The 23,075-nt window shown below is 73.7% G+C and carries 18 protein-coding genes; 10 read left to right on the plus strand and 8 right to left on the minus strand.

Going from position 1 to position 23,075, the window contains the following annotated elements; genetic code table 11:
• Positions 1-4 precede the first annotated feature (4 nt).
• From AB0K28_RS39520 to AB0K28_RS39530, 3 genes are read right to left on the minus strand one after another with little or no spacing between them, the layout of a single operon-like run.
• The gene (locus tag AB0K28_RS39520; protein ID WP_345398316.1) at positions 5-904 is read right to left on the minus strand and encodes a TIGR03619 family F420-dependent LLM class oxidoreductase; all 900 of its coding nucleotides are present in this window, start codon (positions 902-904) and stop codon (positions 5-7) included.
• Between the two features lie 49 nt (positions 905-953).
• A complete protein-coding gene (locus tag AB0K28_RS39525; protein WP_364380393.1) occupies positions 954-2,042 on the minus strand; it encodes an alcohol dehydrogenase catalytic domain-containing protein in 1,089 nt (362 codons plus the stop codon).
• 56 nt (positions 2,043-2,098) lie between these two features.
• The gene (locus AB0K28_RS39530) at positions 2,099-3,280 is read right to left on the minus strand and encodes an MFS transporter (RefSeq protein ID WP_364380396.1); all 1,182 of its coding nucleotides are present in this window, start codon (positions 3,278-3,280) and stop codon (positions 2,099-2,101) included.
• A 73-nt stretch (positions 3,281-3,353) separates the two neighbouring features.
• Here AB0K28_RS39530 and AB0K28_RS39535 point away from each other — a divergent pair, with 73 nt between their 5' ends.
• From AB0K28_RS39535 to AB0K28_RS39550, 4 genes are all read left to right on the plus strand, one after another.
• Complete coding sequence (locus tag AB0K28_RS39535; RefSeq protein WP_364380399.1) at positions 3,354-4,388, plus strand: ROK family transcriptional regulator; 1,035 nt, start codon at positions 3,354-3,356, stop codon at positions 4,386-4,388.
• Between the two features lie 124 nt (positions 4,389-4,512).
• Positions 4,513-5,751, plus strand: a complete 1,239-nt coding sequence (locus tag AB0K28_RS39540) for an ABC transporter substrate-binding protein (protein WP_364380402.1) — start codon at positions 4,513-4,515, stop codon at positions 5,749-5,751.
• Entirely contained in the window at positions 5,748-8,342 is a 2,595-nt protein-coding gene (locus tag AB0K28_RS39545) for an ATP-binding cassette domain-containing protein (RefSeq protein WP_364380405.1), read from the plus strand. Before AB0K28_RS39540 ends, AB0K28_RS39545 begins: the two co-directional genes overlap by 4 nt.
• 2 nt (positions 8,343-8,344) lie before the next feature.
• Positions 8,345-9,085, plus strand: coding sequence for an ABC transporter ATP-binding protein (locus AB0K28_RS39550; protein WP_364380408.1), 741 nt, complete (start codon positions 8,345-8,347; stop codon positions 9,083-9,085).
• Position 9,086: 1 nt separating this feature from the next.
• Here AB0K28_RS39550 and AB0K28_RS39555 read toward each other — a convergent pair whose 3' ends face one another.
• A complete protein-coding gene (locus tag AB0K28_RS39555; RefSeq protein ID WP_364380411.1) occupies positions 9,087-9,806 on the minus strand; it encodes a dienelactone hydrolase family protein in 720 nt (239 codons plus the stop codon).
• Positions 9,807-9,975: 169 nt separating this feature from the next.
• On the opposite strand from AB0K28_RS39555, the gene AB0K28_RS39560 reads away from it, so the two are divergent.
• The 6 genes from AB0K28_RS39560 (at position 9,976) to AB0K28_RS39585 (ending at position 15,693) form a co-directional block, all read left to right on the plus strand.
• The gene (locus tag AB0K28_RS39560; protein WP_364380414.1) at positions 9,976-10,944 is read left to right on the plus strand and encodes an alpha/beta hydrolase; all 969 of its coding nucleotides are present in this window, start codon (positions 9,976-9,978) and stop codon (positions 10,942-10,944) included.
• Between the two features lie 136 nt (positions 10,945-11,080).
• Complete coding sequence (locus AB0K28_RS39565) at positions 11,081-11,641, plus strand: RNA polymerase sigma factor (protein WP_364380417.1); 561 nt, start codon at positions 11,081-11,083, stop codon at positions 11,639-11,641.
• Positions 11,638-12,573 (plus strand): hypothetical protein, encoded by a 936-nt coding sequence (locus AB0K28_RS39570; protein WP_364380420.1) that lies wholly within the window; start codon positions 11,638-11,640, stop codon positions 12,571-12,573. Before AB0K28_RS39565 ends, AB0K28_RS39570 begins: the two co-directional genes overlap by 4 nt.
• A gap of 221 nt (positions 12,574-12,794) precedes the next feature.
• The gene (locus AB0K28_RS39575; protein WP_364380423.1) at positions 12,795-13,895 is read left to right on the plus strand and encodes an acyl-CoA dehydrogenase family protein; all 1,101 of its coding nucleotides are present in this window, start codon (positions 12,795-12,797) and stop codon (positions 13,893-13,895) included.
• A complete protein-coding gene (locus AB0K28_RS39580; protein WP_364380425.1) occupies positions 13,892-14,848 on the plus strand; it encodes an acyl-CoA dehydrogenase in 957 nt (318 codons plus the stop codon). The genes AB0K28_RS39575 and AB0K28_RS39580 overlap by 4 nt, the downstream gene beginning before the upstream one ends.
• Complete coding sequence (locus tag AB0K28_RS39585; RefSeq protein WP_364380428.1) at positions 14,845-15,693, plus strand: TIGR03619 family F420-dependent LLM class oxidoreductase; 849 nt, start codon at positions 14,845-14,847, stop codon at positions 15,691-15,693. Before AB0K28_RS39580 ends, AB0K28_RS39585 begins: the two co-directional genes overlap by 4 nt.
• A gap of 62 nt (positions 15,694-15,755) precedes the next feature.
• On the opposite strand, the gene AB0K28_RS39590 is transcribed toward AB0K28_RS39585, so the two are convergent.
• From AB0K28_RS39590 to AB0K28_RS39605, 4 genes are all read right to left on the minus strand, one after another.
• A complete protein-coding gene (locus tag AB0K28_RS39590; RefSeq protein WP_364380431.1) occupies positions 15,756-18,524 on the minus strand; it encodes a CHAP domain-containing protein in 2,769 nt (922 codons plus the stop codon).
• 263 nt (positions 18,525-18,787) lie between these two features.
• Positions 18,788-19,537: a glucose 1-dehydrogenase gene (locus AB0K28_RS39595; protein ID WP_364380434.1), complete on the minus strand. Its 750-nt coding sequence runs from the start codon at positions 19,535-19,537 to the stop codon at positions 18,788-18,790.
• Positions 19,524-21,530 (minus strand): acetate--CoA ligase family protein, encoded by a 2,007-nt coding sequence (locus tag AB0K28_RS39600; protein WP_364380437.1) that lies wholly within the window; start codon positions 21,528-21,530, stop codon positions 19,524-19,526. The genes AB0K28_RS39595 and AB0K28_RS39600 overlap by 14 nt, the downstream gene beginning before the upstream one ends.
• 3 nt (positions 21,531-21,533) lie before the next feature.
• Positions 21,534-23,060, minus strand: coding sequence for a class I adenylate-forming enzyme family protein (locus AB0K28_RS39605; protein WP_364380440.1), 1,527 nt, complete (start codon positions 23,058-23,060; stop codon positions 21,534-21,536).
• Between the last annotated feature and the right edge of the window lie 15 nt (positions 23,061-23,075).

Consider the following 23,075-nt stretch of genomic DNA (forward strand, 5'->3'; position numbering starts at 1 on the left):
ATCCTTAGAATAGCTCAGGAAGGACATCCTCCGCCAGCCGGTCGAGCTGCCCGGCTTCGCCGACCATCGGATCGATCAGGACGAGGTCCGCGCCGGCGTCGATGACCGCGCGCAGGCCGCGTACGACCTCCTCCGGCGAGCCCGTGACGGCCACGTCGGCGCTGCCGTACATGCTGCGGAGCTGGTCGTCGATGCGGCCCGGCGCGTCGACCGAGACGTAGACGCGCTTGGCCACGCCGAAGCTCCCCGGGTCGCGCCCGGCCCGCGCCAGCTCGTCCTTGAGGACGCGCACCTGCTCGGCGAACGCCTCCGTGGTGGCGCCGCCCGCGCCGATGAAGCCGTCGCCGTGCCTGACGGCCCTGCGCACGGCGGCCGGCTTGTGGCCGCCGATCCAGATCGGCGGATGCGGCTTCTGGTACGTCTTCGGCTCCATGGCCGCCTCCACCTGGAAGAACCGCCCCTGGAACGACACCTTGGGCTCCGTCCAGCACGCCTTCATCAGCTCGATGCCCTCGGTGAACCGGGTCACCAGCCCTTCGGCCGGCACCCCGAACGACTCGAGCGCCCGCCTTCCGCCCAGCCCGAAGCCCACCTCCAGGCGGCCCCGGCTGAGCTGGTCGAGCGTGCTCAGGCTCTTGGCGAGCTGGAGCGGCTGGTGCTGCACGCTGACGAACACCGCGCAGCCGATGCGCACCCGCTCGGTGCAGGCGGCGGCGTACGTCATGACCTCGATGGGGTTGAGCGTCGGGACGGGCGACAGGGTGCCCTCGCGGGTCCAGACGCTGTGGAAGCCCAGGTCCTCCACCCGCCGCAGGTAGGCGCGGAAGGCGACGGGGTCGAAGGCGCCGTCGGAGATCTGCTGGGGAAGGGAGACGGCGAAACGGGTGCGCGTGGTTGCGGTCATGCTCCACCGAATATCCGGCCGCGGCGGGTGCGTCCAGTTCCGCCGCGCGTCAGAACGTGATGACGGTACGCGCCACTGTGCCCGCGCGGACGTGGGCCACGGCCTCGTCGATGCGGTCGAGCGGCAGCCGTTCGGTGATCAGGCCGTTGAGGTCGAGGCGGCCGCGTACGTACTGCTCGGCCAGCATGGGCAGGTCGCGGTGCGGCGCGGCGTCGCCGCCCTGGGTGCCCATGAGGCGGCGCGAGGCGAACAGCAGGCCGGTGTCCAGCTCCATCGGATGGCCCTGGGGCGGGCTGCCGACCATGACGGTGGTGCCGCCCGGCCGGGTCGCGGCGAACGCCTTGGCCAGCACGCCGGGCGCGCCCGTCGCGTCGAAGGCGTGGTCGACGCCGCCCCTGACCAGCTCGTCCACCTGGCGGGGCAGGTCGGTGACCAGCAGGGAGTGGGTGGCGCCGAAGCGCTCGGCGAGCTTGAGCTTGCCCTCGGCCACGTCGGCGGCCACGATCGTGGTCGCGCCGGCCAGCACCGCGCCCTGCACGACGTTGAGCCCGACGCCGCCGCAGCCGACGACCAGCACCGTCGCGCCGGGCGGCACCCGCGCGACGTTCAGCACCGCGCCGACGCCGGTGACGACGCCGCAGGCCAGCAGCGACATCGCGTCGAACGGCAGCCCTGCAGCGAGCTTCACGCACATGGCCTCGGGGACGACGGCGTACTCGGCGAACGAGCCGATGCCGATGAACCTGCGCACCTCGGCGCCGTCCAGCGTGACGCGGGGGAGGCCGCCCATGATGATCGGCAGCCGGCCGGGGCTCGCGCACAGGTGGAAGTGTCCGGCCTGGCAGGGGCGGCAGCGGGCGCAGGGGCCGTTCATGGCGATGATGACGGGGTCGCCCTCCTTGACGGTGGTGACGCCCGTACCGGTGCGCTCCACCACGCCGGCGCTCTCGTGACCGAGGATGAAGGGCAGGCGGCCCGCCACGGGGCTCTTGCCGTCGATGGCCTTGAGATCGGACCCGCACACGCCGGACGCCTTGACGCGCACCCGCACCTCACCGGGGCCAGGGTCGGCGATCTCCACCTCACGCAGCTCCATGGGGGCGTGGAACTCGGTCAGCACGGCCGCGCGCATCCGCATGCGCCTCACGGTAGCCGCGCCCCGTCATGCGAGCAAGCGGTTGCTCGGCAGACTGGTCAGTCCCGCGCACGCGCGAGGCGTCCGTTCCCGGCGGGCGTGCCGGCGGTGGCCGGGGAGGAGGGCCGCACGGCCGGGGCGAGCAGCGTCAGCAGCACCACCACGCCGGTGATCACGGCGAAGGCCGCGGGATAGGACAGGCCGCCCGCCACCCACCCCGTCACCGCCGGGGCGACGAGCCCCGAGAGGTACGTGATCGTGGCCACCCCGGCCACGCCCTCGCCCGGCGTCGCGCCCTTGTTGCCCGCCGCCGCGATCGCCAGCGGCACGATCACCGCCACGCCCAGCCCGAGCAGCGCGAAGCCGGTGACGGCGAGGGCGGGCGTGCGGGACAGGACCACGATCAGGCCCCCGAGCGCGGCGACCGCCCCGCTGACCCGCACCGTCCGCACCGGGCCGAGCAAACGGATGACGCGGTCGCCGAGCAGGCGGGTGCCGGCCATGCAGAACATCAGGACCATGTAGCCGGCGGCGCCCACACCGGGCCCCGCGCCGGTGACGGCGGTGATGTAGACGGCCGACCAGTTCGCGCTGGCTCCCTCGGCGAAGGTGGCGCAGAAGCCGACGACGCCGATGAGGGCGATCCCGCGGGTGGGCAGCGCGAAGCGGCGCGGCGCGGGGCCCGTGGCCGGACCGCGCTCGTCGGCGAGCAGGCCGCGGCCGGTGTGGGCGCCGGTCAGGAGCAGGGCGGCGGCGACCGTCGCGAGGTGCGCGCGGGCGTCGATGCCGGCCTGCGCGGCCAGGGCGCCGAGACCGGCCGCGGCGAGGCTGCCGACGGCCCACATGCCGTGCAGCCCGGACATGATCGGCCGGCCGAGGCGGCGTCCGAGGACGACGGCGTGGGCGTTCATGGTGACGTCGGACATGCCCGCCGCGACGCCGAACAGCAGGAACGCAAGGAACAGGCAGACGGTGGAGGGGGAGAGGGCGGGCAGCGCGAGGGCCGCGCACCACAGGGCGATGAGTAAGCGGGTGGCGGTGCGGGCGCCGATCCGGTAAGCCAGGCGCCCGGCCATCGGCATGCCGACGAAGGCGCCGATGGGCGTGCAGAGGAGCACCAGGCCGAGGACTTGGGGGTCGAGGCCGAAGTGCTCCTGGAGCCAGGGGATGCGGGTGGACAGGCTGCCGGCCACGGCTCCGTGAATGAGGAAGACCGAGGCGATGGCGCGATGAGGGCTCATGAATCGGAAACTATCAGGCAGGGTTCCTGATGAAAAGGGCTTTCAGGCAGGGTCCCTGATTATTATGGCGAGCATGAAGACCGCGACCCCTTCCACGGCTCGAGCCATCAACGACCGGCTGGCGCTGGACCTGCTGCTGGAACGGGGCCCGCTGAGCGCTCCCCAGCTCCGCTCGCTGACGGGGCTGTCCAGGCCCACCGTGTCCGACCTGATCGAGCGGCTCATCGGCGGCGGCCTGATCGAGGTCGCGGGGGAGTCGGGCGAGGACAGGCGCGGGCCCAACGCGCGCCTCTACGGGCTGGTGGCCGGCCGGGCCCACGTCGCGGGGGTCGACCTGCGGCGTGACACCGTCCACGTCACCGTCGCCGACCTCACGGGCCGTACCGTCGGCTCGGCCGCCCGGGCGGTCGGCGGTGACCTGGTGGATCTCGTTGAAAGCGTCCTGGCCGAGGCGGCGGGGCAGCGGAGCCTCGACGCCGTCGTGGTCGGGGCGCCGGGCCTGGTCGCGCCGCGCGACGGCGAGCTGGTGTCGTCCAACGACGTGCCGGGGTGGCGGCCCGGGCTGGTGACGTCCTGGCGGGAGCGGCTCGGCGGCGTCCCGGTGGTGCTGGAGAACGAGGCGAACCTGGCCGCCATCGCCGAGTCGCGGGACGGGGTGGCGCAGGACGCCGAGGACTTCGTCCTGCTCTGGCTGGGCGACGGGGTCGGGGCGGCGGTCGTGCTCGGCGGGCGGTTGCGCCGGGGGGCGTCGGGGGGCGCGGGCGAGATCGGGTTCCTGGAGGTGGGCGGGACCGCGTTCTGCAACCTGGTGACCTCGCCCGTCGCGCGCGGCCTGGCCCGTACGGAGTTCGCCGCCCGCATCGCCAAGGGCGCCGCCGCCTTCGTCAGCCTGCTCGACCCCGGCCTCGTCGTGCTCGGCGGCGAGTGCGGGAGTGAAGGGGGCGCCGAGCTGGCCGAGGAGGTGGCCGCCCGGCTGGGCGACCTGGCGCCCGCCCCCACCGAGGTGCGCGCCAGCACGGTCACGGGCAACCCCGTGCTCCAGGGCGCCGTGCTGACCGCACTCGACCTGGCCCGCGACCGCGTCTTCGGCGCCTCGGCCACCCCGTGACGGCCACCGTCACGCGTTTGTGAGCAAGCGGTTGCTCGGTAGCCCCGTTGACGGCGCCGTAAGGCGAATTTACGCTCGGACGAAACCAAGCGAGCGCTAGGCCAAGGCGCAAGGGGAGGCCGTCATGGTGCGAGTGAGGTCGGTGGCCCTGGTGACGGTCCTTCTCGCGACCGGATGCGCGGCCCAGCAGCAGGGCGGCGCCGCGGGCGGGGGCGCGGCCGGTGTGACGGACGCGACGATCAAGGTCGGTGGTGTGCTGACCAAGACCAGCGCCAGCGGTTACTCCACCAAGGACGCCGAGCTGGGCGCCAAGGCCAGGTTCGAGCGGGCCAACGCGGAGGGCGGCGTGCACGGCCGCACGATCGAGTTCCTCGGGGCCGAGGACGACGGCCAGGACGCCGCCAAGGGCGACGCGGCGGCCAAGAAGCTCGTGCAGAAGGACTCGGTGTTCGCCCTCGTCCCCGTGCACGCGCCCAACTTCGGTGGCGCCGCCTTCCTTGAGCAGCAGGGCGTGCCGTGGTTCGGCTGGGCGACGGGCCCGCAGTGGTGCGGCACGAAGACCGGCTTCGGCTACAACGGCTGCCTGGCGCCCAAGCAGGGCGCGGGCTCGCAGACGTGGTGGGGCCGCCAGATGGCCGACCTGCTCGGCGGCGCCGAGGGCAAGAGCGTGTACGTCCAGACCTCCGACTCCAGCGGCAGCAAGTACGGCGGCACGACCATCTCCCAGTCGTTCACCGCGGCCGGGTTCGAGCTGGCCGGCGTGAACTCGGGCCTGCCGGCCGCCGCACCCCCGCCCGACTGGCTCCCGTACGTCAACAAGATCATGACATCCGACGGTGGCGGGCCGCCCGACGTCGTGGTGTCGGTGATCGCCGGCACCAAGTTCAACGTCGGCCTGTACTCGGCGCTCAAGCGGGCCGGCTACAGGGGCGTGCTCACCGACGCCACCAGCTACGACGCCGCCATACTCAAGGACCCCGCCAGCGCGAAGGCCCTGGAGGGCGTGATCGCGGCGCCCATGTTCGAGCCCTTCGAGTCGGACGCCCCCGAGGTCGCCCAGCTCAGGAAGGACGTCGAGAAGGCCGCGCCCGGAACCGAGCTGACCCAGCACCTCGCCATCGGCTACTGGGCCGCCGACATCTTCCTCGACCTGCTGGACAAGACCGGCAAGGAGCTGACCAGGGAACGCTTCCTCGCCACCGCCAACGGCTCCTACGTCTACGAGAACCCCGGCTTCGGCCGCATCGAGTATCCGAAGGACCACAGCGAGCCCAACGGCTGCGGCGCCCTGGTCAAGCTGGAGGGCGGCGCCTTCCAGGTGGCCAGGAACATGCGCTGCTTCGGCAACGTGCCGCTGAAATGATCGCCTACGTCCTCAGCGGCCTGGTCACCGGCGCGGTCTTCGCGGTCATGGGGGCGGGCCTGACGCTCTCGTACGCCGCCACCGGCGTGTTCAACTTCGCCCACGGCGCCATCGGCTTCCTGACCGCCCTGCTGTTCTACGAGCTGACCCAGGCCGGCGTGCCCGCGCTGCCGTCGGCCCTGCTGGCGGTGGCGCTGTTCGCGCCCGCGCTCGGCTACGCCCTGCACAAGGCCATGTTCAGGGGCCTCGCGCAGGCGGGGGAGACCGCGCAGATCGTGGCCACCATCGGGCTCACGATCGCCCTCCCCGCGGCCGGTCTGCTGGTCGTGGACGTGGCCGGGCTGCCGCCCGCCGACGCGACCGCGCTGCCGCGCGGCGTCGGGCCGCACCCGGCCGTGGACGTCGAGGTGTTCGCCGTGCGGCTGGACAGCGACCAGCTCATCACGTTCCTGTGCTCGGCGCTCGCGGCGGCCGGGTTGTGGGCGTTCATGCGGCACACTCCGTACGGGCTGCGCATGCGTGCCTGCGTGGACCGGCGGCGGCTGGCCACGCTGCGCGGCATCGACGCCGGCGCCGCGTCGGCGCTGGCCTGGACGCTCTCCTCAGGGCTCGCCGGGCTGGCCGGGGTGCTGGCGGTGCCGGTGCTGGGGCTGGACGCGACGGCGTACACGGTGCTGCTGTTCGCCTCGGCGACGGCGGCGGTGTTCGGGCGGCTGCGCTCGATCCCGTGGACGTTCGCGGCCGGGCTGGCGCTCGGCGTGATCCAGAACCTGGTGGCCGGCTACACCGACTTCCTCGAAGAGGTGACCGGGCTGCGTACGGCGGTGCCGGTGATCCTGCTGTTCGCCGGGCTGGTGCTGCTCAACAGGGCGCGTGACCGGGTCGCGGGCAGCGCGGCCGAGGACGCGCCGCCGCCCGACCACCTGGCCGGGCTGCCGCCGTGGCGGCGCCGGCTGCCGTGGGCGCTGGGCGCGCTCGCGCTGGCCGCCTTCGCCTTCGCGGGCCCGGTCTATTACGTGGGCGTGGCCGCGCAGGGCCTGGTGCTGGCGCTGATCTTCTGCTCGTTCGTGATCGTCACCGGCATCGGCGGCATGGTGAACCTGGCCCAGGCCGCCTTCGCCGCCATGGCCGCGCTGACCTGCGGCTGGGCGTTCACCTCAGGGCTGCCGTTCGCCGCCGCGATCGTGCTCGGCGTGCTGGCAGCGGCGGCGGCCGGGATGCTGGTGGCGCTGCCCGCGCTGCGGCTCGGCGGCCGGGTCCTGACGCTGGCGACGCTCGCCATGGCGCTGCTGGCCGACCAGGTGCTGTTCCAGGTGGACGCGTTCAGCAACGGCACGATCGGCTGGGCGCTGCCGGCGCTCGGGTTCGGCTTCGCCGACACCTCGGATCCGCGCGTGCGCGTGGTGCTGCTGCTCGCGCTCATCGGGGCCGTGGCGCTGCTCGTCCGCAACCTCGAACGGTCGGCGTCAGGGCGGGCGATCCTGGCCGTGCGCTCGGCGCCCGCCGCGGCCGTCACGTCGGGGCTGTCGGCGCCGCGTACCAAGATCGTGCTGTTCGTGCTGGCATCGGCGGTCGCGGGGCTGGGCGGGGTGCTGTTCGCGATCTTCAAGGGCTCGATCACGGCGACCGACCTGCCGGCCTTCTCCGGGTTCGTCTGGCTGGCCATCGTGGTGCTGCAGGGCGTGCGGCGGATCGGCGGAGCCGTGCTGGGCGGGCTCGTCGCCGTCGCCGTGCCCGAGCTGCTGGCCGTCTGGGACCTGTCCGCGCACGTCGGCGCGATCCTGTTCGGGCTCGGCGGCGTCATCCTGGCCAAGCACCCCGACGGCGTGCTCACCCAGATGGCCGGGCTGCGGCACAGGAAACGGGAGCGCCCCGAGCCCGAGGTACGGGCCGAGCCGGCCGTGCGGGAGCGGCGGCTGTTCACCCTGGAAGGCGTCGCCGCCGGATACGCCGACACCACCGTGCTGCGCGGCGTGGACCTGACCGTCGGACCCGGCGAGGTGGTCGCGCTGCTCGGCGCGAACGGCGCGGGCAAGTCCACCACCTGCGCCGTCGCGGCCGGCGACCTGCCCGTGAGCGCGGGCCGCGTGCTGCTCGACGGCCGCGACGTCACTGCCTGGCCCGCCCACCGCAGGGCCCGCGCAGGCATCCTGCTGGCGCCCGAGGGCAGGGGCGTCTTCCCCGGGCTGACCGTGGAGGAGAACCTGCGCACCTGGCTGCCCGACCCCGAGCCGGTCTTCGCGCGGCTGCCGCACCTCGGCGAGCGCCGCCACGTGCCGGCCGGCGCCCTGTCCGGCGGCGAGCAGCAGCTGCTCACGCTCGCCCCCGCGCTCATCAGGCCGCCGCGCGTGCTCGTCGCCGACGAGCCGTCGCTGGGGCTCGCGCCCATGGTGGTGCGGCAGGTGTTCGAGGTCTTCGCCGAGCTGCGGGCGCGCGGGGTCGCGCTGCTGCTGGTCGAGGAGAAGGCCACCGAGGCGCTGGCGATCGCCGACCGGGTGGCGTTCATGCGGCTCGGCCGCGTCACCTGGTCGGGGCCGCGCGCCGAGGTGGACGGCGAGCGGCTGACCGCCGCCTACCTGGGGGTGCGCTGATCATGCTGGCGGTGGACGGGGTGTCGGTCGCCTTCGGCGGCGTCAAGGCGCTGGACCAGGTGTCGTTCGAGGTCGAAGAGGGAGTCGTGTGCGGCGTGATCGGGCCGAACGGGGCAGGCAAGACCACCCTGTTCGACGTCGTGTCCGGGCTGGGCAGGCCGGTCGAGGGCCGGGTCCGCGTCGACGGGCGGGACGTGACCGGGCTGCCGCCGGTCCGGCGGGCCAGGGCGGGGGTGCGCCGCACGTTCCAGCGCACGCAGGTGTTCGGCCGGCTCACGGTCGAGGACAACGTGCTGGCCGCGCTCGACTGGCACGGCGGCGGTGGCGGGCTGGCCGCCGACCTCGTTGGCCTGCCCGCCCGGCGGCGGCTCGAACGCGACCGGCGCGAGCGCGTCGCCGAGGTGCTGGAGCTGTGCGGGCTCGACGGGCAGCGCGAGGCGTACGCGGCAGCGCTGCCGGTCGGCGGGCGGCGCCTGGTCGAGCTGGCCAGGGCGCTGGCCGACCGGCCCAGGCTGCTGCTGCTCGACGAGCCCACCTCCGGGCTCGACGCCGCCCAGACCGCCCGCCTGGCCGAGGTCGTCAGGAGCCTGGAGACCACGGTGCTGCTGGTCGAGCACGACATGGGGTTCGTCATGGACGTCTGCGACCGGATCGTCGTGCTCGACCTCGGCCGGGTCATCGCCGCGGGGCCGCCCGCCGAGATCCGCGAAGACCCCGTCGTCCGGGCTGCCTACCTGGGATGACTCAGGAGTGGCGCTCGACGAAGTCGAGGATGCGCCGCCATGAGTCCTGGCAGACCTCGGTCCACTTCGTGTACGAGCGGTCGAAGTACGCGTGCGGCGCGCCCGGATAGACGTGCTTCTCGTACGGGGTGCCGGCCCGGTCGAGCGCGGCCTCGTACGCGGCGGACTGCTCGCGCGGCGTGGCCCGGTCGGCGCCGCCCAGCAGCATCAGCAGCGGCGCGCCGGGCCCCGACTCGGGCGGCTCCACGAAGCGCAGGGTGGGGTAGAAGCCGATGCCGCCCGCCAGCCCGTTGCCCTCGGCGGCCTGCCGCAGCGACTGCGCGCCGCCCAGGCAGAACCCCACGGTGAACACCGGTCCGTCCAGCGCCTGCGTGGCCGCCAGCGCGTCGGCCCTGACGTGGTCGCTGGTGAGCTGGTCGACGTGGGGACGGAACGGGAAGTCGTCGCCGCGGTCGCCGAGGCCCGCCGTGCGGCCGAAGTAGTCGATCGCGATCGTCCGGAACCCCGCCTCGGCGAACCGGACCGCGAGGTCACGGTAGTAGGGGTGCAGCCCGCGGATGTCCGGCAGGATCACCATGCTCCGGCCGTTCGGCTCGGCGGGTTCGGTCCGGTAGGCGAGGAAGCGGTTGCCGTCGGCGGCGGTCAGCTCGGTCTGCTCGTGCGCGGCCACCTCGCCACGCACGGGCGGGGCGGGCGGCCTGCTGTCGGTGGAGTGGCACATGATGATCAGCATGCCGGACGGCGGCGGCTTCGTCCCGTATCCGAGGCGGCCGTTCGCCGAACGGCGGGGGCACGGGGGCCGATCTCCGCCATATGGCGGTTGTGCGACGATGACCGGGAATTCCACGATGTCAGCAGAGACAGCACCGCTCCGCGGAAGGAAACAGCCCATGGCGCATCACCCCAACCTGGACGGCGAGCTGCGTGCCGGGGTCGAGCAGGTCGCGCAGATGCCCGGGATCGACTTCGCGTCGCTGACGTACGAGGCGCTGGCCGAGCATCGGGCCCAGCTCAACGCCATGATGGCCGCCGCGCCGAGGCCGCTGACCGAGGTCTCGATCGAGGACCGGCTGGTGCCGGGGCCCGCGGGTGCGCCGGACGTACGGGTGCGCGTCTACCGGCCCGCCGAGCCGGGCGAGAACCGGCCCGCGCTCTACTGGATCCACGGCGGCGGCATGATCATCGGCAAGCCGGAGATGGACGACGAGATGATCGTCCGCTACGTCGAGCGGCTCGGCCTGGTCGCCGTCTCCGTCGACTACCGGCTCGCCCCCGAGCACCCCCATCCCGCGCCCGTCGAGGACTGCTACGCGGGCCTCGTCTGGACCGCCAAGAACGCCGCCGAGCTGGGCATCGACCCGGCCCGGCTGGCCGTCGGCGGGGCCAGCGCGGGCGGCGGGCTGGCCGCCGCCACCGTGCTGCTCGCCAGGGACCGCGGCGGCCCCGACCTCGCGTTCCAGCTGCTGATCTGCCCCATGCTGGACGACCGCAACGTCACGCCGTCCAGCCGCGCCTTCGCCGACGCCGTGGTGTGGCCCAGGTCGGCCAACCTCTACGGCTGGAAGGCACTGCTCGGCGACCTGGCGGGCACCGACGACGTGTCCCCTTACGCCGCCCCCTCCCGCGCCACCGACCTGTCCGGGCTGCCGCCGGCGTTCGTGGACGTGGGGGAGCTCGAGGTGTTCAGGGACGAGTGCATTGACTACGCGCAGCGGCTGGCCCAGGCCGGGGTCTCGACCGAGTTCCACCTGTTCCCCGGGGCCTTCCACGGGTTCGACATGATGGTGCCGGACGCCGAGCTGAGCCGGCGGGCGCGGGCGGCCAGGGAGGCGGCGCTCAAGCGCGCCTTCGGTATCTGACCACGTCTTCTTGAGGGGCACCTGCCGGGTCTTCCGGCGGGTGCCCCTTTGCGTGGAAATGATGGGGGCTGGGCGTACATAGAGGTAGGTGTCCGTGTCAATCGTCTGCTGAGGAGATCTGCCATGGGGACCGCCTGTGGATGACGAGCGGCTGGCCCGGTTCGAGGCCGCCTATGACCTGGCGTACGGCAGGATCACCGCCTACGCCGTACGCCGCTGCGACTCGCCCCAGGACGCCGCCGACGTCGTGGCGGAGACGTTCACCATCGCCTGGCGGCGGGTGGCGGAGCTGCCGGACGGCCCCGAGGTCGTGCCCTGGCTGTACGGCGTGGCGCGCAAGGTGCTGGCCAACCACTTCCGCGGCGACAACCGCCGCAGGGCCCGCACCGCCGAGCAGGACGCCGAGCTCGCCGACCTCTACGGGCACTCCCCGGACACCGAGGTCGAACTGGACGCGATCGGGCGGGCCTTCAGAAGCCTGCCCGACGACGACAGGGAGCTGCTGGCCCTGGTCGCCTGGGAGGGCCTGGAGCGCGAGGAGATCGCGCAGGCGCTGGGGCTGTCCCGCAACGCCGTACGGATCCGGCTGTACCGGGCCCGCAAACGGCTGTCCCGGGCACTCGCCGACGCCGGGGTGCACGTCGGCACGCGGGCTCGGCCCGCATTGGTGGAACGGTCGCAGGGAGGAGCGCTGTGAAGGACATCGACGAGATCGAGGCGATCAAGCCGCTGGCCCGGGTCGCACCCGGTGGCCTCGGCGGCGAGCCGTCCGGCGCGGGGGCGCGGGCGCTGCTGGCCGAGATCACCGCGCAGGAGCCGGAACCGGTGCGGCGGCCCCCGCGCTCGTTCAAGCGGCCGTTGCTCGGCCTGGCGGCGGCCGTCGTGCTCGCCGCGGGCGTCGTCGTGGTGCCGAGCGTGCTGCGCGGTGGCGCGCCCAGCTCGTACGCCGTGGACATGCAGGACGGGATGGTGACGATCCAGATCCGCGACTTCGACGACGCTGAGGGGCTGGAGCGGCGGTTGCGGGAGCTGAACGTTCCCGCGACGGTCGACTTCGTCCCCCAGGGCATGATGTGCCGGGAACCGCGTGGCGAGCACGTGAGGAACATCCCCCGTGGCGTCTACAGCCTGCCGGAGAACATCCCGGGCGAGCGGGAGGGGTGGCAGATGCGGATCAACACGAAGCTGTTCCGGCCGGGCCAGACGTTCGTGTGGAGCATCAGCGGCAAGGGCGGCATGACCACCACGTACCTGATGGAGGGCCCGATCGCGCCCTGCGAGCCCGTCCCCGCGCCCAGGCCCTCGTTCAAGGAGCCGGAGTTCCGCGTCGCCACCGACAGGGGCCGCTCCCTGGAGGACCTGCGCGTGGACGAGAAGACCGTCGGTGAGGTCCTCCCCGAGCTGCGCAGGCGCGGCAAGAAGGTCGTCTTCGCGGTCATCTCCGTGCCGCCGGGGAACCCCGGAGGGTACGGCATCGTGCGTACCCAGGAGGAGCCCGTCGGGGACGACTGGGTGGTCTGGGAGGCCGAGGAGAACGCCAAGGGGGTGATCCGCCTGCTCGTGACCGAGCATCGGCTGGACAAGAACCCCGTCTACGGCGGTCCCAGGGACGCGCTCATCCCGGACTGAGCGGCCTGCCTCAGCCGGGGACGGCTCCGGCGCCGGCCGCGGCCGCATCCCGATTTCGGTGCCGGGTGAGGTGCCGGGTGAGGTGGTGGTGTGGCCGTCGGGGGTGACGCGGGTGCGGCGACCGGTGGCGGCGTCGAGCGTGGACAGGGGCGCGGCAGCAGTCCCTGCACGACGTCAGCCTGACCTGGTCAGCTCACCAAGCGTGCGCTAGGTTGGTTGTCGTGGATCTCGACTTCTCCCCGGCCGAGCGGGACTTCCGCGCCGAGGTTCGCGAGTGGCTGAGCACGCACGTCCCCGATCACCTCCCGTCCATGGACACCCCTGAGGGCTTCGCCGCCCACCGGGCCTGGGAGGCGGAGCTGGCCGCCGCCCGGCTGTCCGTCGTCTCCTGGCCCGAGGAGTACGGCGGCAGAGGCGCCTCCCTCGTCGAATGGCTGATCTTCGAGGAGGAGTACTGGGCCGCCGGCGCCCCCGCCCGCGTCACCCAGAACGGCATCTTCCTCCTCGGCCCTTCGCTCATGCGGTTCGGCACCGGGGAACAGCGGCGGCGCTGGCTGCCCGGCATGGCCTCCGGCGAGCAGGTGTGGGCCCAGGCGTGGTCGGAGCCCGAGGCGGGCAGCGACCTGGCCGCGCTCACCTCCAGGGCCGAGCCCGTGCCCGGCGGCTGGCGCCTGTACGGACACAAGACGTGGAGCTCGCGCGCCGCGTACGCCACCCACGGGTTCGGCCTCTTCCGCACCTCGGGCGAACGCCACCGCGGCCTGACCTACGTCCTGTTCCCCCTGTCCGACGTCGCCGTCCGGCCCATCGCCCAGCTCGACGGCCTGCCCGGCTTCGCCGAGCTGCACTTCGACGGCGTGTACGTGCCCGGCTCCCTCGTGCTCGGCCGGCCAGGCGACGGCTGGCGCATCGCCATGGCCACCACCTCGTCGGAACGCGGCCTCACCCTGCGCAGCCCGGGCCGCTTCCTCGCCACCGCCGACCGGCTCGTCGCCCTGGCCGCCGGCGCCGACCCGGCGCTCGCCGACCGGGCGGCGCGTTGCTGGGTGGAGGCGGAGGCGTACCGGCTGCACACGTACGCGACCGCGCGCGGGATCGCGGCGGGGGAGGAGATCGGGGCCGAGGCCAGCCTGGGCAAGCTCTTCTGGTCCGAGCTCGACCTGCGCATGCACGCCCTCGCGCTCGACCTGCTCGGCGACCGGGCTGGGGTGGAGGGGTGGCTCGACGGGTTCCTGTTCGCGCAGGCGGGGCCGATCTACGCGGGCACGAACGAGATCCAGCGCACGATCGTCGCAGAACGTCTCCTCGGACTTCCCCGATGATGATGGATGCCGCTTTCAGCGCCGATCAGCTCGCCCTGGCGGCGAACGTACGGGATGTGCTGCGGGCGCACTGCCCGCCCGCCGCGCTGCGCAGCGAGCGGCGGCCAGGGTGGAAGCAGCTCGCCGGGCTGGGGTTCTTCCAGGTGTTGTCGCCCGAGGAGGCCGGCGGGCTGGGGTTGCGGCTGATCGACGTGGTGCCCGCGCTTGAGGAGACCGGGCGGGCCTGCCTGCCTGGGCCGGTCGTGGAGACCGCCGTGGTGGGGGCTTACCTGCTGGGCGGCGCTGAGCCGGTGACCGTGGCGGTGCTGCCGCCCGGGCAGGCTTATGCGGCCGATGCCGATCTCGCCGACCTGGTCGTGGTCGTGCGGGACGGCGCGGCCCGGTCGTTCCCCGCCGCGTCCGTGCGCCTCAGCCCACGTCCAGGGCCCGACCCGTGCCGGCCGCTGTTCGAGGTGACCACCGAGACGCCGGGTGAGCCGCTCGGCGCAGACGTGGGGGCGGCGCTGCGGGCCGGTGCCGTGGCGACCGCCGCGCAGCTCGTCGGGGTCGCCAGGCATCTGCTGTCCACGACCGTCGCATACGCCGGGGCCCGCACCCAGTTCGGCGCTCCGATCGGGTCGTTCCAGGCCGTCAAGCACCAGCTCGCCGACGTGGCGGTGGCGGTCGAGTTCGCCGCGCCGCTGGTGTGGCGGGCGGCGGTGACGGCGGACAAGGCACTGGCCGGCGCGGACCGGGACGCGAGCGCCGCCAAGGCCGCCGCGGGCGAGGCCGCCACGCTCGCGGCCAGGACGGCGCTGCAGGTGCACGGCGCCATCGGCTACACCGACGAGCTGGACCTGCGGTTCTGGCTGGCCCGCGCGTGGTCCCTGTCCAGTGCGTACGGCACCACCGCCCACCACCGCGAACGCCTGCGCGCCGCCATCGTCGACGGCTCCCCTCGGAGGTACCCGTGAAGTTCGGCGTCCCGCTCGGGCTGCTGCATCCCGCCGCGTGGAAGGACGTGGCGGTGGCGGCCGACGAGCTGGGGTTCGAGTCAGTGTGGCTGCCCGAGCACCTCGTCTTCACCACCGACCTGTCCACCGCTCACTACCCGGGCGCCACCTCGCCGGGGATCAAGCCGGGGACGCCGCTGTTCGACGCGCCCGCATACCTGTGCTGGCTGGCCGCCCTCACCTCGCACGTCAAGCTCGGCACCGCCGTGCAACTGCTCGCCCTGCGCCACCCCTTCGTCTCCGCCCGCGCCTTCGCCACCCTGGACGTGGTCTCCGCCGGGCGGGCCGTCTGCGGGGTCGGGGCGGGCTGGTATCGGGGGGAGTGGGACGCGGCCGGGGTGCCGTTCGAGAGCAGGGGGGCGCGGCTGGACGAGGCCATCGAGGTCGTACGGCGGTTGTGGAGCGAGCCGGTGGTCGCCCATAGCGGGAGGTTCTACTCCTTTCCCGAGGTCGCCTTCGAGCCCAAGCCCGTGCAGCCGCACCTGCCCGTGCTCGCCGGCGGGGAGTCGGACGCTGCCTTGCGGCGGGCGGCGCTGCTGTGCGACGGGTGGATCAGCATGCCGCACACGCTCGCCTCCATCCGGCCCCGCCTCGCCGCCCTCGCGCGGCTGCGGGAAGGGGTGCCGGTGACGGCTCACGCGTACGAGCTGGGCTCCCCTGACGAGGTCGCCGAGTGGGCGGCGCTCGGGGTCGAGCGGCTGATCGTACGTCCCTGGACCCGCGGCCGCGACGCGGTGGCCCACCTGACCAGATTCGCCACCGCCTACGGCCTCACACCCCCGTCGCCCCCGGCGCCCCTGGCCTGACCGCCGCCGGCTACGGCCTGACGCGCCCGTCGGCCCCGGCCTGACCCGCTCTCATGGGGTGGTCAGGCGTGGTGACGGCCGGTGGTGTCGGCGGTCAGCTCGTCCTCCGGGCGGGTGCGGCGGTGGCGGCGGCCCCTGGGCGGGGCGTCGGTGTAGGGGAACGCCGGGTGCTCGTCCGATGAGCGGCGACGGCGGCGGCCACGGTAGGTGGTCGCGGGCTCCGAGACGGTGAGCAGGCCGCCGGACCGCGCGGGCGGCGCGAAAGCGTCGAACGTGCTCGTCGCGCCGGGGATGACGATGCGCTCGAACGGGCTCGTGTCCACCACCCGGTCCAGGGGGCCGGTGTCGAGCACGACCTCCAGCGGGCCCGTGTCGTCCGTGAACCGGTAGCGGGACCTGTCGAAGTCCGGCTCGTAGGGCGCGGCCAGGAAGGCGGGCTCGTAGGGGGCCGCGTCGCGGGACTCGCGGGCCGTGGCGCCGTGGGGATCGTAAGGCCCCCACCCGGTGGTGCCGCGGGACTCGCGCGGCCCCGCAGCGGCGGCGTCACGGCGGCCGTGGAACCCGCGCGGGGCGCTGTAGGGCTCGTCGGCTCCCCACGTGGGGGTGTTGCGGGACTCGTGCGGCCTCGGGGCCGTGGTGCCACGGTGGTCGTGAGGCGCGCGGGTGTGGGGCTCGTCGGCCCCCCAGACGGTCGGGGCGCGGTGGTCGTGGGAGCCCTGGGCGGTGGCCGGGCCGTGCGGGGTGGCGTCGGTGGTCAGGTCGAAGGGGCGGATCTCCAAGGGGAGCCTGCGGTGCCTGGCGTGGCGGGCGCCGTGCCTCAGCGTTTCGCGTGCCGCCTCCCTCGCGGCGGCTTCCCTGGCGGCGGCGTGGCGCGCGGCCTCCCTCGCTGCGGCCTCCTTGGTCGCGGCGTGGCGCGCGGCCTGCCGGGCGGCGAGCTCCCTCGCGGCGGCCCGCTGCGCGGCCTCACGCGCGGTGGCCTCTTGTGCGACGGCCTCTTGTGCGACGGCCTCTTGTGCGACGGCCTCTTGTGCGACGGCCTCGCGGGCGGCGATGCGGCGGGCGGCTTCCCGGGCGGCGGCGTGCTGGGCGGCCTCCTTGGCGGCCGCTTCTCTTGCGGCGGCGTGATGGGCGGCCTCGCGCGCGGCGGCGTCCTTGGCCGCGGCGTGGCGGGCGGCGTTCCTGGAGGCCGCGTGGCGGGCCCTGCCTCTGGAAGCGGCGTGCCGGGCCGAGTCCCTGCCGCCCGGACGGCGGGAACCGTCCCCGGCGGCCGAACCACCGTGCAGGTCGGTGTCTGCGGAGTGGCCGTCCGAGCCGAAGCCGGCGCGCACGCCGGAGGAGGGGGCCTCGAAAGCGTCGGGCCAGGGGGTGCCGTCGAAGGAGACGGACCGGGGGCCGAAGGCGGCGCGGGTGGTGTCCGAGCCGGACCCTGCGGTGACCGGCCAGGCCGTGGAGTCGGTGGATTCCGGGAGGGGCCAGGCCATCGTGGTCGAGGCCGCGCTTGCCGCCGCCGGGGTCGTAGTGGTGGACGCTGCGGGGGTGAGGGTGCGGAGGGCGGCGGCGGTGGCGAGGCGTTCCGGGGTCTCCGGGAGGTCCACGGCGGTGCGGTGGTCGGCCGTCGCCAGGACGGGGGCCGTTCTGCCGCGCCGGCGGCGGCCCTTCGCGCGGGACGGGCGGGGCGGCCTGGCCGGTGCGGCCGCCGCGGCGGCGGCCGAGCGCTGGCGGCGGGTCTTGGCCACGGCGAGCAGCGTCAGGGCGGCGATCAGCGTCGAGCCGACCAGCGTCGGGGTGTTGACGACGGGCAGCGGCCCGGTGGCGGAGGCGTCGGTGTGGGAGGGGAGGGGTTCGCTGGTCGCGGCCTCGGTGTCGGCCGTGGTGGGCTTGGCGTGCTTGCCCTTCTTCGCGGGGGCTCCGTTGGCGGCGCCGCTGGAGGCGCCGACCTGGGGTTCGGCCGGGGCCGACGCGGTGGGGGCGGGACGGGCGGCGGAGTCGTTCGTTCCCGTACGGGACTCGGACGCCTCCTTCGAGGAGGACTTGGACGTCTTCGCCGGGGCGTCCGCGTGCGCGTCCGAGGACGAGGACGACGACGAGGAGCGCGGGGCGCCGTGGGGGTCGGACTGGGCCTGCTCCGGGGTCTGGCCCTCGGTCTGGCCGGTCGCTCCCTGGTCGGTCTGGCCCGGCGTCAGGGACTGGATGCGGTCGCCGGACAGCGGCACCTGGGCGGAGCGGCCGTCGTCGCCCCGGGGGATCTGCGAGGTGAGCGACTGCTCGGGAAGCTGGATCGTACCAACCTCGCTTCCCGGCTTCCCCGCCTCCTTGAGCGCTTCCTGGGCCTCTTTCTCGGCCTTCTTCCTGGCCTTCTTGTCGAGCCGCTCCTTGACCCGCTGCGGGTAGCCGTAACCGACGACCTTGCTCGTGTCGCGTTCCTTGCGCTTGGCGACGCCGCCGTCGATGTTGCCCTCGATGGTGTGGATCCGGCCGCCCTCGACCCTGGTCACGACCCCGACGTGGTCGATCCTGTCGATGTCGTTGGAGCCGCTCCAGTCGTAGAAGACCAGCGCCCCGACTTCGGGCTTCTTCCCCCACGCGCCCTGCTTCTTGAACCACTTGGCGTGCTCGACGGTCCAGGCGAACTGGCCGACCCAGTCCTCGTAGCCGAGCTTGTGCGCGGCCCATGAGAGGTACATGTCGCACCACGGCGCGGAACTGTAGTCGGCGTCGAACTCGATGTTCTTGCCGTACCAGGCGCCGAACTTGGTGTACGAGCCCGACTTCTCGGAGTAGCCGATCTGGCTCTCGAGCAGTTCTATGTACTTCTGGATCTCTGGCGTCATGGAAGTGTGGGGGAACCTTCCGGGCAAGACCGGGTTCGACCCACCAGCCATGGGTAAAGGAGGGTAACCCGGGACTGATGTGACAAAACCGGAGGCCTGTCGTCTTCCGTGATGAGTGAGGTTATCGTGTCGTGACCTTAGCTCAAGCACGCACCCTGGGGGCAAGGGCCCTCACGGGGTAGAAACCAGCAGGTCAGTAACGTTGCCAGAAATGTCCGACCCTAGGTGGTTTAACACTAAAAGATCTACCTTGTGGTGAGATCTTAGTATCCTGCGCCGGTCAGCAGCCCGCCGTCCACGGTGAACTCGCTCCCCGTGCAGTAGCTGGCCCGGTCCGAGGCCAGGAACGCCACCACGTGCGAGACCTCCACCGGCTTGGCGAACCGCTTGATGACCATGGACTTGACGAACGCCTCCGCGTCCACCTCGCCGACCAGCTCGGGGTCCATGACCATGGAGGTGTTGATCGCTCCAGGGTGCACGGAGTTCACCCTGATCTTGAACTTCGCCAGCTCCCGCGCCGCCGACTTCGTCACGCCACGCACGCCGAACTTCGAGGCCGAGTACGCCGACAGCCCCTCCGCGCCGACGTAGCCCTCGATGGAGGAGATGTTCACGATCGAGCCGCGCCCGGCGGCCTTCATGGGCTCGATGACCGACTTGATGCCGAGCCAGGTGCCCCTGAGGTTCACGCCGATCACCTGATCGAAGTCTTCGAGCGACATGTCGGCGATACGCCGAAATTTCAGGATCCCGGCGTTGTTCACCAGCACGTCCAGCCGCCCGTACGCCTCGACGGCCGCCCCCACGGCCGCCTCCCACTCCTCCGGACGGGTCACGTCGTGCCGCACGTACACCGCGCCCGTCTCCGCCGCCAGCGCCTTGCCCTCCTCCTCCAGCACGTCCCCGAACACCACCCGCGCGCCCTCGGCCAGGAACAGCCGTACGTGGGCCTCGCCCATGCCCCGCGCACCGCCGGTGATCAGCGCGACCTTGCCGTCAAGCAGCCCCATGGCGTCCTCCTGCCGCGACGGCCACGGCGGCCGCCTCCATCGTGCGGTAGACGGGGATCCCGGCCGCCGCCGCGATCCGCCCGACCTCGTCCGTGACGCCCGGAGGCGCGCACTCGGCGTTCCTGGTGACGAGGGTGATCCTGGTGTGCGGGTGCGCGGCCTGGGCTCCCGCCAGGGCGTGCGCGTAGGCGTACAGGGGCTCGGCGGCGTCCCCGTACGTGAAGAAGGCCGTGACGTTCACGTGCGCCACCACGTCCCGGTACGGCCCCGCGAGCGCGTCGATCACCTCGGCCACGAGGCCGGCCCGGCCCATCGGACCCACGGGCACTTCGAGCGGGTTGCCCGTCGTCACCACGCCGAGCCCGCGCAGCGCGGCCAGGCGGTCGGCGGGCAGCGAGTCGAGGCGGACACCGGCCCGGTCGAACGCGTCCGCGGCGAGCACGCTCGCGCCCCCGCTCGGCCCGACCACGAGCGTCCTGTCACCCCTGACGGCGCGCCCGCCGTGCGCCTGGAAGAACGCCAGCACCCCGATCAGGTCGTCCTGGGACGTCACCAGCGTCACGCCCGCCTGCTCGGCCACCGCCGCCCAGATCCGCTCGTCGCTCACCAGGCCGCCGGTGTGCGAGGCGGCGGCCTGCCTGCCCTGCCCGGTACGTCCGCCGACCAGCAGCACCACGGGCAGGTCCGCGTCGCGCAGCGCCTCGTACAGTTCGCGGCCGTTCCTCGGGTCCTCCAGGTACAGCCCCGCCGCCCGCGTCTCGGGGTCCGCGGCGAGCCAGCGCAGCAGCTCGGCCGGGGTGACGTCGGCAGCGTTCCCGGCCGTGACGACCCGGCTGAACGCCAGCCCGCGCCGCTCCCCGACCTTGATCACCTCGCCGGCCAGGCCGCCGCTCTGCGAGATGAGCGCGACGGAGCCGGCCGGGCCCGTGCCGCCGCCGACGAACGTCTGACCGCCTCGGGGACAGTACACGCCCATGCAGTTCGGCCCGAGCAGCCGGACGCCGGCCGCGCGCGCCGCCGCCACCAGCTCGGCCTCCAGCTCGGGCCGTCCCGCCTCGCCGAACCCGCCGCTCATCACCTGCACGAACGGGACTCCCGCCGCCTGCCGCACCACCTCGGCACAACGTTCGGCGGGCACCGCCACCAGCGCGTAGTCCACGTCTGCGCGGTCGAGCGACGGCACGGCCGGCACCCCCGCGACCTCCTCCGCCGTCGGATGCACCGCCACCAGCGGGACGCCCGTCTCCCGGTAGAACCCGAGGAACATGTTCCCGAAGTTCGGCCTGCTCGTGGACGCCCCGACCACGGCCACGGCCCTGGGCTCGAAGAGCGGCAGGAAGTCGGTCGCGGGGGCTGCCGGGATCGGCGGGGTGGGGGCCGCGGGGAGATAGCGGGCGTCGACGGCCACCACGCCTGACGGGCCTGCTATGACCGGGTTCAGTTCGAACTCGCCCAGGTCCAGCCGCTCCCACAGTCCGCCGGGCCCGCCCACCGCCATGAGGAGCTTGACGACGGCGTCCTCGTCCACGGGCGGGGCGCCGCGCCAGCCGCGCAGCACGGCGGAGCCGCGCAGGGAGGCGGGCATGCGGCGGGCGTCCTCCTCGGAGATCGGGCAGAGCCGTACGGCGGTGTCGCGCAGCGCCTCCGTCCACACCCCGCCGAGCCCGGCGAGCAGCACGGGCCCGAACGCGGGGTCGCGCACCAGCCCGACGATCAGCTCGACCCCGGCGGGGACCTGCTCCTCGATGAGGAAACCGGCGGGCCGCAGCCGCTCGCGCAGCCGGTGGGCCGCCGGGGCCAGGCCGGCGTGGCGCAGGCCCAGCACCACCGCCCCCGACTCGGTCTTGTGCGTCAGCCCGGGACCGAACGCCTTCAGCGCCAGCGGCTCGGCCAGCTCCCCGGCCGCCGAGAAGTCGTCGCCGGCCACCACGACCCCGCGCGGCACCGGCACCCCGGCCTCGCGGATCAGCGCCTTGACCTCGTGCTCGTCCACGCTCTACCCGCGCACGCCGGGAAGCTCGCGGATCTTCCTGCGCAGCAGCTTGCCAGGCCCTCCGGAGGCGTCCTCGGTGTGGGGCAGCTCACCGGTCACCACGATGCGGTCGGGCCGCTGATGGGCGGGCAGCGCGTCGGCGAGGGCCGGCGCCAGCTTGGACGGGTCCAGCGTATGCCCGGCGCGCGGCACCACGGCCAGCAGCACCTCCTGCTCGGCGGCCCCCTCAGGGGTGCCCACCGCGCCCGCCTCGGCCACGCCGTCCAGCGCGCAGGCGGCGTCCTCGATGACGGCCGGCTGGGTCCAGACGCCGCCCTTGAGTATGGAGTCCTCGCGCCGCCCCAGCACCCGCAGCACGCCGTCGGGGGAGAGCGTGCCGAGGTCGCCGCCGACGTACCATTCGCCGCGCAGCACCTCCGCCGTGCGGTCGGGCAGCCCGTCGTAGCCGGCCATCCGGTGCGGCCCGGCCAGGTTGATCTCGCCGACCTCGTCGATCACCCGGTGGCCGTGGGGGCCGGTGACGCGCACGGCGTTCCCCGTACGGGCCCGGCCGGACGAGCCGAGCGGCGTGGAGCCGTCGTCCACCCGCCCCACGCATGTGTACGGCGCCTCGGTCTGCCCGTAATAGGAGTAGATGCCCGCCTGCGGCAGCCTGGCCTTGATGCGGTCGAGCATGGACGCCGTCAGCGGCTCACCGCCCAGCATGATCACCCGGATCGACGACAGGTCCACGCCCTCGTGCGCGGGCGAGGCCAGCAGCGCCGCGTAGAACGACGGGATCTGCGACACGTGCGTGACGCGCTCGCGCGGGACCACCCGCAGGAAGTTCTCCGGCCCCCAGTCCTGCTCCAGCACCAGGCGCATGCCCGCGTACAGGGCCGGGCCGACGATGGCCGGGAAGCCGATGCCCCAGATGATCGCCCCGGTGCCGAACACCGCGTCAGGGCCGCGCGGCACGTCCAGCCAGATCTGGGCGGTGGCCAGCGACGATGCGTGGGTGTGCACGACGGCCTTGGGCAGCCCTGTGGTGCCCGAGGTGTAGTAGAGCGCGAGCGGGTCGTCGTAGGACCCGCCGAGCGGCGGCTCCGCGTCGGACGCCTCCGGCAGCTCCCGTACGTCGATCCAGGTCGTCACCTGCGGCAGCTCCGGCCTGATGGCCTCGACCGCGGGGGCCACGGTGGCGTCGTGCACGAAGACCGTGCACCCCGAGGCGGCCACCACGTCGCGCAGCGTCTCGACCGGCCAGTACGGGTTCAGCGCCGCCGTCACCGCCCCGATCTTCGCCTGGGCCAGATAGACCTCGGCCACCTGCAACGTCTCGTTGAGCAGTGCCGCCACCCGGGTGCCCGGTGTGACCCCGGCGGCGATGAGGGCGTTGGCGCGGCGGTTGACGTTCCTGTTGAGCTGGTCGTAGGTGAAGCTGCGCTCCCCGCGGTACGTCAGCGCCACCTGGTCGGGCGTGCGCATCGCGCTCGCGGTCAGGATCGCGTGCCCGTAGTTGCCGTACGGCGATCGTGCCGGTCGTGCCATGGGGGTGCCTCCATC

Source organism: Nonomuraea sp. NPDC049504 (genome assembly GCF_040676845.1).
Classification (GTDB): domain Bacteria; phylum Actinomycetota; class Actinomycetes; order Streptosporangiales; family Streptosporangiaceae; genus Nonomuraea; species Nonomuraea salmonea.